We start from the raw sequence: 10,060 nt of genomic DNA, 5'->3' as shown, positions 1-10,060 counted from the left end.
CCGGTACCGATCTGACACAGATCCACGGCATTGGGCCATTCCTGGCGCTACGCCTGATCGGTGAATGCGGTACCGATCTCAGTCGCTGGCGCACCGCCAAGCATTTCACGTCGTGGCTCACATTGTCGCCAGGCTGCAAGATCAGCGGTGGCAAGGTGCTGTCGTCACACACGCGAAAGACCAGCAGCCGGATCACCGTTGCACTTCGGCTCGCCGCGGTCACGGTTGGCCGCAGCAATACCGCGCTGGGTGCCTTCTACCGACGCCTGGCAGGCCGCATCGGCAATGCAAAAGCCGTAACCGCAACAGCCCGCAAGATTGCCGTCCTGTTCTACAACGCGATGCGATACGGCATGGATTACCGCGATCCTGGCGCGGACCTCTATGAGCAGCAATACCGAGATCGGGTCATCAAGCAGCTGCACCGGCGTGCTGCAGAATTTGGATACGCACTGCAACCACAGGAATCAACAGCGTAGAAGTGAGTTTCTTAGGAAGGCGTCGGCCTTCTTTGCCCGCGAGCTCAAGTGACCCATCGGGTCATCGACGAGTTGCAGAAGAAGGCCTTTCCTGTCGCGCAAAGTTGCCGGGTGCTCGGTGTGAGTCGATCCGGATTTTATGAAGCCAAACGGCGCGCCGAAAAACCGGCAATCTGCAAAGCCCGCGTGCATGTGCGTGCCGCCTTTGCGGCCAGTGGGCAAAGTTACGGCAGCCGGCGCCTGGTGGCTGCGCTTGCGATGCAAGGCGTGCAGGTCGGCCGCTACAAGGTACGTCGTTTGATGCGCCAAGAGCGGCTCAAGCCGGTATGGAAGCGCAAATTCGTTCACACGACCGACAGCAGGCATGGCCTTCCCGTCGCGCCGAACGTACTTGCCCGGCAGTTCAATCCGGCTGCGCCAAACGTGGCTTACGCTTCTGATATCACCTATATCCGGACCGGTGCCGGTTGGCTGTACCTGGCTGTCGTGCTCGACCTGTTCTCACGCAAGGTCGTGGGCTGGGCCATGGCTCCGAGCATGCCGGCAAGCCTGGTCTGCGATGCCTTGCGCATGGCGATCGGCCAGCGCCGCCCGCGACCGGGGCTGATCGTGCACTCCGACCGCGGCAGCCAGTACGCTAGCGACCAATATCAGGCCCTGTTGGCCGGACACGGTTTCGTCTGCAGCATGAGCCGCAAGGGAAACTGCTGGGACAACGCGGTCGCCGAACGGTTCTTCCTGAACCTGAAGATGGAGCGCGTCTGGCAGCGGAACTACGCCAACCATGCTGAAGCCAAGTGCGATATCGCTGCATATATCGTCGAGTTCTACAACAGCCAGCGCTTGCACTCGGTATTGGGAAATCAGCCACCCAACGTCTACGAACGCAATATGGCAGCCAAAGAACCTATTGTTGTGTCCGAAATTACTTGACCACCACATGTTTCGATGAAAAGTTGGCGGTTCAGTCGAGGATGCTGTCTGTCGGCCCCTTTAACGCTCAGTCCCGTTGTTGGGTGCCCGTCGTTGAAATCAGTGTAGGGTTGCTTCGATCCATGCACTAGACTGGGAAATGTGGACGCGTCGTCTCCCCCTGGAGACAATCAAGGCGCTGCTCTTCGCTAGGAGGGCAAATCATGCATGACCTGAATGACCTGTACTTTTTCCACACGATGGTGTCCTGTAATGGGTTCGCCGCCGGTGCGCGTCACATAGGCGTGCCGAAATCGACGCTAAGCAAGCGCGTGGCCCAGCTGGAAAATCGGCTCCAGGTGCGGCTGCTCGAACGTACGACGCGTAGCCTGCGCACCACCGATGTTGGCCGCGACTTCTATGAGCGTTGCCAGGTCATGCTGGAAGCGGCGGAAGCGGCAGAGATCGTGGCTGCGCAGTCGCGCACGGAACCGCAAGGATTAGTGCGGGTGAGCTGTCCGCCGAGTCAGATACAGCACATGATGGTTAATCTGCTGCCCGCGTTCCTGGTCCTTTATCCGAAGGTACGGATACACCTTCAGGTTTTCCATCGGCCGGCCGACCTCATCGAAGACCGCGTGGATATTGCCCTGCGAGGCAGGATGCGACTTGAGACCGACCCCACTCTTGTTGTGCGTCCTTTGGCCCGCGTCCGCCTCGTGCTGGTCATGAGTCCGCGATTATTGACTGGCCATGAGGGTCCCATTACGGTGGAGCGGCTGGCTGAGTTTCCAACGCTGTCGACAGCGGAAAGTGCGGGTGGCGATTGCTGGGAACTGGAAGGGCCGGGTGATAAAACGCTTCAGTTTCACCACCAGCCCCGCCTGTTCTGCAGCGATCTAGATGTGGCGCGCGCGTCAGCGATCGCCGGCGTGGGCCTGGCGATGCTGCCTAAACGATTTTGCGTGCCGAATCTTCAATCCGGCGAACTCCTGCATGTCTTGCCAGATTGGTCCAGCGGGGAATTCATCGTCCATGCCGTGTTCATGAGCCGCAAAGGCATGTTGCCCTCGGTGCGAGCCTTCATTGACTTCCTGGTCAGTGAAGTGCCAAAGCTTACGGAAGACCCCGTCGAGGGTAGGCAGTGCTGAAAACGGCGTGGAGGACGACATGAACAAGCCAGTCATTAACATTGTAGACCTTGAGTTTCAACCTGGACCGGCGGCGTTTACTGCCACGGGTCGCGCCGCGGAACGTTTCGACGCTCGCATGCAAACGATCGGAACCAGGATCGGCGCCCAGCGTCTCGGCTATAACATTACTGAAGTGCCACCGGGAAAAAGAGCGTTTCCATGTCACAACCATCGAGTGAACGAAGAGATGTTTTTCATCCTGGAGGGAAGCGGAGAAGTTCGCATCGGGGAGAAAACGTATCCGATACGTGCAGGCGATATCATCGCGTGCCCGCCTGGGGGCAGGGAAACAGCACATCAAATCATCAATATCGGCTTGGTGCCATTGCGCTACCTGGCCGTCAGTACCAAGCTCACACCAGAAATCGTCGAGTATCCGGATTCAGACAAGTTCGTGGTCGCCGGAGATTTTCCTCCTGGCGCAGATGGACAGCCGCAGGAATTTTTCTTTGTCGGCCGCGCTGGAAGCGCGGTTGATTACTGGGATGGTGAGTAGCAAAAGCTGCGACGCGGCGACCGCGCTCTCTTCTATGGACAAGAAGCGGCGCCAGTGGGCCAGGCGTGGACTGTACCTGTACTATTTGCCGCCCTACAGTCCGGAACTCAACCGCAACGAGATCCTGTGGAAGCATGCCAAGTATTTCTGGCACCGCTTCGTTGCCAAGAACGGGGCAGATCTGGTTGACGAGATTCAGTCCTTGATGAGAGGTTTCGGAAGCAAGTCCACAATAAATTTTGCGTGACTACTTAGCCGGGGCGTGACGCTAGCCATAGGGAAGAATCATGCGGTTTCTGCATAACCTGCATGCCTTTCCAGCCATGGCAGTAATATCTTCAGGTAACTATGCTTGCGGCATCTGACTAAACTCCTGCCGGGGCAAATTATGCTGGAATCACCTTCCTTCCAAGGGACAATGGCGCCCGACGCCTACCTGCCATTCCTGATCGCCCGTGCCCGCAACTGCACGCTGCGCATGCTCGAAGAGGAACTGGGCGCCCTGAACGTCACCGCCCAGCAGGGCATGATCCTGCTGCAGCTGGCCGACGGCCGGAACAATACGCCCGGTGCGCTGTCGCGCCTGGCCGGCGTCGACAGCGGCGCGATGACGCGCCTGCTGGACCGCCTCGAAGCCAAGCGCCTGCTGCTGCGCCAGGCCGACCCGCATGACCGCCGGGCGGTGCGCCTGGTGCTCAGCGAGGAGGCGCGGGCGCTGATGCCCGCGGTCGCGGAAGCCGTGCGCGGTGTCCATGCGCGGCTGTGGGACAGCTTCCCCGCAAGCGACGCGCAGCGCTTCCACCGCTCCCTCCTCGACGTGATCGGCCATGCCGGCGTCACGCAGCGGGAGACGCCATGAATGCCCGGCTCCCCGCAGCCCTGGCCTTGCTGCTGACGCTGGCGGGCTGCATGTCCACCGGTCCGCAGGGCGAGCGCGCGCGCCTGCGCGACGCCGCCGCGGCGCCCTCGCAGGGCGCCATCGCCGCGCTCGCGCTCCCGGATGCCGCCTGGCCGGCCCAGGAATGGTGGCGCGCCTACGGCGATCCCCAGCTCGACGCGCTGGTGCGCCGGGCCCGCAGCGACAGCCCGACCGTCGCCATCGCGCTGGCGCGCGTGCGCCAGGCCGCGGCGCTGGAAGGCGTCGCGAATGCGGCCCTCGGTCCCCAGGCCAGCGCCTCGGCGCGCTCGTCGCGCCAGCGCTTCAGCGAGAACAGCACGGTACCGCGGCCGCTGGCAGGCAGCTGGAACTGGTTCAACGACGCCAGCGTGGGCCTGTCGTACGAACTCGATTTCTGGGGCAAGAACCGCTCGGCGGTCGACGCCGCGGCCGGACGCGTGAACGCCCAGAAGGCCGAAGCCGAAGCCGCCGCGCTGGCGGTGACGGTGGCCGTGGTCCAGGCCTGGTTCCGCCTCGACCTGCTGCATCAGCAGCACGACCTGGCAAGGACCGAACTGCGCCAGCGCGAGCAGATCCTGGAGCTGGTCGGCAAGCGCGTCGAGGCGGAGCTCGACAGCCAGGCGGAACTCAGGCAGGCCGAGATCGGCGTGCCGGTCGCCCGCGGCCAGATCGCCGCGCTCGACGAGGCGATCGCGCTGACCCGCGGCCAGCTGGCGGCGCTCGCCGGCCAGGGCCAGGATGCGGCCGGCGCGATCGGGCGCCCGCAGCTGCGCCCGAGCTACCAGCCGGGCGTGCCGGCCGACCTGCCGGCCGCGCTGCTGGGACGGCGCCCGGAACTGGTGGCGCTGCGCTGGCGCGTGGAAGCGGCCAGCGGCGACATCGACGTCGCCAGGGCGCAGTTCTACCCGACGGTCAACCTGGCGGCGCTGGTCGGCCTGCAAAGCCTCGGCTTCGACCGCCTGCTGCAGGGCGGCAGCGCGACCGCGTCCGCCGGGCCGCTGGTGACCCTGCCGCTGTTCGACGGCGGACGGCTGCGCAGCAACCTCGCGGCGCGCAATGCGGAGTACGACATCGCGGTCGAGCAGTACAACGCGGCGGTCGTGGAAGCCATGCGCGACGTGGTCGCCCAGCTGACCTCGATCCGCGCGCAGGAGACCCGCCTGCGCGAGCAGGACCTGGCGCTGGCGGCGGCCGAACAGGCGTATTCGGTGGCGCTGCAGCGCTACCGCGGCGGCCTGGCCACCTTCCTGCAGGTGCTGGTGGCCGATGGCCAGGTGGTGGCCCAGCGCCGCGCCCGGGCCGACCTGGCCGCGCGCGCCAACGAACTCGATCTCAACCTGGTGCGCGCGCTCGGCGGCGGCCACTGATCCACTGGAGAACAGCATGGAAACCAACAAAGAACTGCCGGCGCCGAAGCGCCGCAAGCTGGCCATCGGGCTGGCCGTCGCCGTCGCCGCGGCCGCGGTCGGGATCGCCCTGTCGGCGCCCGGCATCCTCAACCTCGGCTGGAATTCGGAATCCACCGAGGACGCCTATGTCGAGGGCAACCTGGTGCAGGTGACGCCGCAGGTAGCGGGCACCGTGACCCGCATCGGCGCCGACAACACCGACTACGTGCAGGCCGGCGAGGTGCTGGTCCAGCTCAACGAGCTTGACGCCCGCCTGGCGCTGGACCGCGCCGAGGCCGGGCTGGCGCGGGCGGCGCGCCAGGTGCGCTCGCAGTTCGCGAACGCCGAGCAGATGCGCGCCAATGTGGCCCTGCGCGAATCGGACCTGGCCAGGGCGGCCAGCAACCTGCAGCGGCGCCGCGCCCTGTCCGGCACCGGCGCGGTGTCCGGCGAGGACCTGCGCCATGCGGAGGACGCGGTGGCGGCGGCGCGCGCCGCCCTGAACGCCGCGCGCCAGCAGGTCGCGGCGGCCGACGCCCTGGTCAGCGGCGCCACCGTGGAAAACCATCCGGAGGTGGCGGCCGCGATCGCCCAGCTGCGCGACGCCTCGGTGGCGCTGTCGCGCACCGCGCTGGCGGCGCCGGTCGGCGGCATCGTGGCGCGCCGCAACGTGCAGCTCGGCCAGCGCGTGGCGCAAGGAGCGCCGCTGATGGCGATCATCCCGCTCGACCAGATGTGGGTCACGGCCAACCTCAAGGAAACCCAGCTGCGCGACGTCCGGATCGGCCAGAAGGTCAGGGTGACGGCCGACGTGTACGGCAACGACGTGGTGTTCCAGGGCCGGGTCGCGGGCCAGGAGGCGGGTACCGGCAGCGCGTTCGCGCTGGTGCCGGCGCAGAACGCGACCGGCAACTGGATCAAGGTGGTGCAGCGGGTCCCGGTGCGGATCGCGCTCGATCCGAAGGAGCTGGCGCGCCATCCGCTGCGCCTGGGCCTGTCGATGAAGGTGGCGATCGACACCAGCCGCCAGGACGGCCCGCCCCTGATGCAGGCGGGCGCGGCGCGCCAGCGCTACGAGACCTCGGTGTACGCGGCCGAGGACGACGGCGCGGCGCAGGCGATCCAGCGCGCGCTCGGCGCGCCGGCGCCGGTGGCGAAGCGCTAGGCGGGCGAGGCGATGAACGCGCTTGCGATCCCGCGCCCGGCACTCCTGGGAGCGATCTTCATCTTCAACTTCATCGAGTTCTTCCAGACCGGGATGGTGGTGTTCGCCATTGGGCCGACGCTCGGACAGGTCAACGCCTCGCCGGAAGAATACGGGGCGATCACGGCGCTGTACGCCAGCGTCGCGGTGCTGGCGATCTCGCAGATGACCGTGCTGATCCAGCGCTTCGGCTGGCGCGACCACCTGCTCGCGGGCGTGCTGATCTTCGTGTGCGGATCCTGGCTGTGCGCCGCCAGCGACAGCGTCGGCAGCTTCGCGCTGGGCCGCACCCTGATGGCGCTGGGCGGCGGCGGCTTCATGACCAGCGCGCGCATGATGGTCAACCTGATCTTTCCGCCGCAAGAGCGGGTGATCGGCATCGCCGCCTTCGCCGGCGCGGTCGCCACCGGGATCTCGCTCGGACCGTGGGCGGCGGGGGCGATGGTGGCGCGCGAGGCCTGGGGCGGGATCTACCTGGCGCTGGCCGCCCTGGCGATCCTCGGCTCGGTGCTGGCGGCGCGCTACCTGCCGCTCGACGCGGTCACCCTGGACGGCACCCCGACCCGCCCGCATACGCTCGACGCGGTGCTGCTGGCCGGCGGCGCGGCGGTGACGCTGTACGCGCTGCAGCGCCTGGCCTACGACTGGCACGGCGAGCGCGCCCACCTGGTCTGGCTGCTGGTGGCCGGCATCGGGCTGCTGGCCGCGTTCGGATTCCTGCATGCGCGGCGCGCCTATCCCTTCCTGCACCTGTCGATCCTGCGCAGCCGCCGCTTCCAGGTCGGGCTGGCGATCTTCAGCATGTGCTATGTCGTGCTGGGGATCGTGAATACGGCGCTGCCGCAGCTGGTGCAGCGCGCGCTCGGCATCGGTTTCGAGCAGGCCGGGAACCTGCAGAGCATGGGCATGGCGTTCACCCCGCTGGGGCTGGTCGTCCTGCTGGCGACCGTGAAGAAGCGGCCGCACGCGACCAAGTTCTACGTGGCGGCCTTCCTGATGCTGGCCCTGATGGGGTGGCGCTTCTCGCATCTCGATCCGCGCGGGCACGTGTGGGACACGGTCACGTTCTGGATCGGCCTGTTCGGGGTGTTCCTGATCTTCGGCATGGCCACCACGGCGATCCACTCGTTCAAGGATTTCGTGGCGGATAACGTGAAGTTCTCGCACGCGCAGCAGTTCAAGAACATGCTGGGACAGGCGGGCCTGGCGCTCGGCGTCGGCGTCACCAGTGCGGTCATGCAGGAGAGGGCGGCGCTGCACACGGCGCGCCTGGCGGAAGCGGCCGGCAGCCCGGCGGCGCCGGTGGCGCAGCAGGTGCTGCTGCTGGCCAGCATGGACATCTTCTGGGTGGTGATGTGGGTGGGAATGCTGGGCGCTGCGCTGCTGTTTTTCCAGCGCAGCTTCGATTGAGGAAAAACGGCCCGCGCCGGGAGGCGCGGGCCGTGGGATCAATCCTCGTGGAAGGCTTCTTCGCGCTTCTTGCGCAGCGCGGGCGACAGCACCACGGCCATGGCCAGTGCGGCCATCAGCAGCATGACGGCGCTGATCGGACGCTCGATGAACACCAGCGGATCGCTGCGCGACAGCAGCAGGGCGCGGCGCAGGTATTCCTCCATCATCGGGCCGATGATGAAGCCCAGCAGCATCGGCGCCGGCTCGGCGCCGAGCTTGGCGCAGATGTAGCCGAACAGGCCGAACAGGGCCATCAGGTAGACGTCGAAGTCGCTGTTGTTCAGGCTGAACACGCCGATCGAGCAGAACATCAGGATCGCCGGGTACAGGTAGTGGTAAGGCACCGTGATCATGCGCACCCACAGGCCGATCATCGGCAGGTTCAGCACCACCAGGAACAGGTTACCGATCCACATCGAGACGATCAGGCCCCAGAACAGCGCCGGCTGCTCGGTCATCACGGCCGGACCCGGCTGGATGCCCTGGATGATCATCGCACCGATCATCAGCGCCATCACCGGGTTCGACGGGATACCGAGGGTCAGCATCGGGATGAACGAGGTCTGGGCGCCGGCGTTGTTCGCCGCTTCCGGCGCAGCCACGCCTTCGATCGCGCCCTTGCCGAAGTTGCGCTTGTTGGGCGAGACCTTCTTCTCGATCGAGTAGGACGCGAACGAGGCCAGCATCGCGCCGCCGCCCGGCAGGATGCCGAGGATCGAGCCCAGGCCGGTGCCGCGCAGGACCGGTCCCAGGATCTTCTTGAAGTCCTCCTTGTTGAGCATCAGGCCCTGGACTTTCTTCATCACCAGCTGGCGGCTTTCGTCGTGCTCGAGGTTGCGCACGATTTCGCCGATGCCGAACATGCCCATCGCGACGATCACGAAGTTGATGCCGTCAGCCAGCTGCGGCAGGTCGAAGGTGTAGCGCGCCGCGCCCGAGTTGACGTCGGTGCCCACCAGGCCGAGCAGCAGGCCGAGGATCACCATGCCGATCGCGTTGAGCAGCGAGCCGCTGGCCAGCACCACCGAGGCCACCAGGCCCAGCACCATCAGCGAGAAGTATTCGGCCGGGCCGAACTTCAGGGCCAGTTCGGCCAATGGGGGCGCGAACAGGGCCAGCAGGATGGTGGCGACGGTGCCGGCGAAGAACGAGGCGATGGCCGCGGTGGCGAGCGCCTTGCCGGCATTGCCGTTGCGGGCCATCTGGTAGCCGTCCAGCGCCGTGACCACCGAGGACGATTCGCCCGGCAGGTTGACCAGGATCGCGGTGGTCGAGCCGCCGTACTGGGCGCCGTAGTAGATACCGGCCAGCATGATCAGGGCCGAGATCGGCGGCAGGCCGAAGGTCGCCGGCAGCAGCATGGCGATGGTCGCCACGGGGCCGAGGCCAGGCAGCACGCCGACGGCGGTGCCGACGAACACGCCGATCAGGCAGTACAGCAGGTTGGTGAGCGTAAAGGCCGTCTCCAGGCCCAAACCGAGATTAGAAAGGATTTCCATGTTTTCTTCTTAATTGAAACCGAGCCAGGGGCCGAGGATGGGCATAGGCAAGCCGAGCAGCTTGACAAAGAGCAGGACGCCGAACAGCGCCATGCCGGCGGCCAGCGCGATGGTTTTGCCAAGATGGAACTTGGGGCTGGCATAGGCGCTGATCATGATGATCAGGACGGCTGCCGGCACCAGGCCTGCGCCGCGCACCAGGAAACCGAACAGCAGTACCGCGGCCAGGATCAGCACCAGTTCCTTGATGTAGAAGCGGCTGATCTTTTCGCCCGGACGGAAGAACGAACGCCCGATGGCGATCGCGCCGATCAGGGCCAGCATGCTCCCGAGCACGGTTGGGAAATAGGCCGGGCCCATGCGGCCGGCGCTGCCCATGTCGTAGTCCTGGCCGACGACGACAGCGTACAGCCCGATGGAAAGAAAGATGATGCCCGTCCAAAAGTCTTTCGGATGGCGGATGGCGGATGGCACTTGTGGTCCCCTTATTGCTTTGTTATACGACTATCGCGCCGGCCCGGTGACCGGGCGGCCCGCCG

General features: G+C 65.9%; 10 protein-coding genes and 1 pseudogene. 9 read left to right on the top strand and 2 right to left on the bottom strand.

The genetic code is table 11. From position 1 onward, the window contains the following. The 9 genes and pseudogenes from H162_RS33530 to H162_RS0124575 all read left to right on the top strand — a co-directional run. Positions 1-479: transposase (locus tag H162_RS33530; RefSeq protein WP_020656154.1), on the top strand; the 479-nt coding region annotated here is incomplete at its 5' end. A gap of 24 nt (positions 480-503) precedes the next feature. Further along, positions 504-1,412, top strand: a pseudogene (locus H162_RS0124605) (IS3 family transposase); the annotation flags it as partial. 203 nt (positions 1,413-1,615) lie between these two features. Then, a complete protein-coding gene (locus H162_RS0124600) occupies positions 1,616-2,542 on the top strand; it encodes a LysR family transcriptional regulator (protein WP_020656152.1) in 927 nt (308 codons plus the stop codon). A 19-nt stretch (positions 2,543-2,561) separates the two neighbouring features. After that, the gene (locus tag H162_RS33525) at positions 2,562-3,080 is read left to right on the top strand and encodes a cupin domain-containing protein (protein ID WP_084677120.1); all 519 of its coding nucleotides are present in this window, start codon (positions 2,562-2,564) and stop codon (positions 3,078-3,080) included. Next, positions 3,010-3,327, top strand: a complete 318-nt coding sequence (locus tag H162_RS35790; RefSeq protein ID WP_020656151.1) for a transposase — start codon at positions 3,010-3,012, stop codon at positions 3,325-3,327. The genes H162_RS33525 and H162_RS35790 overlap by 71 nt, the downstream gene beginning before the upstream one ends. A gap of 171 nt (positions 3,328-3,498) precedes the next feature. Next, positions 3,499-3,939, top strand: coding sequence for a MarR family winged helix-turn-helix transcriptional regulator (locus H162_RS31855; RefSeq protein ID WP_020656150.1), 441 nt, complete (start codon positions 3,499-3,501; stop codon positions 3,937-3,939). Further along, complete coding sequence (locus H162_RS0124585; RefSeq protein WP_026355055.1) at positions 3,936-5,345, top strand: efflux transporter outer membrane subunit; 1,410 nt, start codon at positions 3,936-3,938, stop codon at positions 5,343-5,345. The genes H162_RS31855 and H162_RS0124585 overlap by 4 nt, the downstream gene beginning before the upstream one ends. A gap of 16 nt (positions 5,346-5,361) precedes the next feature. Further along, a complete protein-coding gene (locus tag H162_RS0124580) occupies positions 5,362-6,531 on the top strand; it encodes an HlyD family secretion protein (RefSeq protein WP_020656148.1) in 1,170 nt (389 codons plus the stop codon). Between the two features lie 12 nt (positions 6,532-6,543). Then, a complete protein-coding gene (locus tag H162_RS0124575; RefSeq protein WP_020656147.1) occupies positions 6,544-7,980 on the top strand; it encodes an MFS transporter in 1,437 nt (478 codons plus the stop codon). Positions 7,981-8,018: 38 nt separating this feature from the next. Here H162_RS0124575 and H162_RS0124570 read toward each other — a convergent pair whose 3' ends face one another. Beyond that, positions 8,019-9,521, bottom strand: a complete 1,503-nt coding sequence (locus tag H162_RS0124570) for a tripartite tricarboxylate transporter permease (protein WP_026355054.1) — start codon at positions 9,519-9,521, stop codon at positions 8,019-8,021. A 9-nt stretch (positions 9,522-9,530) separates the two neighbouring features. After that, positions 9,531-9,995 carry a tripartite tricarboxylate transporter TctB family protein gene (locus H162_RS0124565; RefSeq protein ID WP_020656145.1) on the bottom strand — a complete coding sequence of 155 codons (465 nt, stop codon included), beginning with the start codon at positions 9,993-9,995 and terminating at the stop codon, positions 9,531-9,533. Between the last annotated feature and the right edge of the window lie 65 nt (positions 9,996-10,060).

Origin of the sequence: Massilia niastensis DSM 21313 (assembly GCF_000382345.1) — a bacterium.
In the GTDB taxonomy this organism is placed as follows: Bacteria; Pseudomonadota; Gammaproteobacteria; order Burkholderiales; family Burkholderiaceae_D; genus Telluria; species Telluria niastensis.
This window is presented reverse-complemented; position numbering and strand designations above follow the sequence as displayed.

Excerpts from the sequence above, each read along its gene's own strand:
- H162_RS31855 (WP_020656150.1), top strand. The coding sequence starts at position 3,499 with ATGGCGCCCGACGCCTACCTGCCATTCCTGATCGCCCGTGCCCGCAAC.
- H162_RS0124600 (WP_020656152.1), top strand. The coding sequence starts at position 1,616 with ATGCATGACCTGAATGACCTGTACTTTTTCCACACGATGGTGTCCTGT.
- H162_RS35790 (WP_020656151.1), top strand. The coding sequence starts at position 3,010 with ATGGACAGCCGCAGGAATTTTTCTTTGTCGGCCGCGCTGGAAGCGCGG.
- H162_RS0124570 (WP_026355054.1), bottom strand. The coding sequence starts at position 9,521 with ATGGAAATCCTTTCTAATCTCGGTTTGGGCCTGGAGACGGCCTTTACG.
- H162_RS0124575 (WP_020656147.1), top strand. The coding sequence starts at position 6,544 with ATGAACGCGCTTGCGATCCCGCGCCCGGCACTCCTGGGAGCGATCTTC.
- H162_RS33525 (WP_084677120.1), top strand. The coding sequence starts at position 2,562 with ATGAACAAGCCAGTCATTAACATTGTAGACCTTGAGTTTCAACCTGGA.
- H162_RS0124585 (WP_026355055.1), top strand. The coding sequence starts at position 3,936 with ATGAATGCCCGGCTCCCCGCAGCCCTGGCCTTGCTGCTGACGCTGGCG.
- H162_RS0124580 (WP_020656148.1), top strand. The coding sequence starts at position 5,362 with ATGGAAACCAACAAAGAACTGCCGGCGCCGAAGCGCCGCAAGCTGGCC.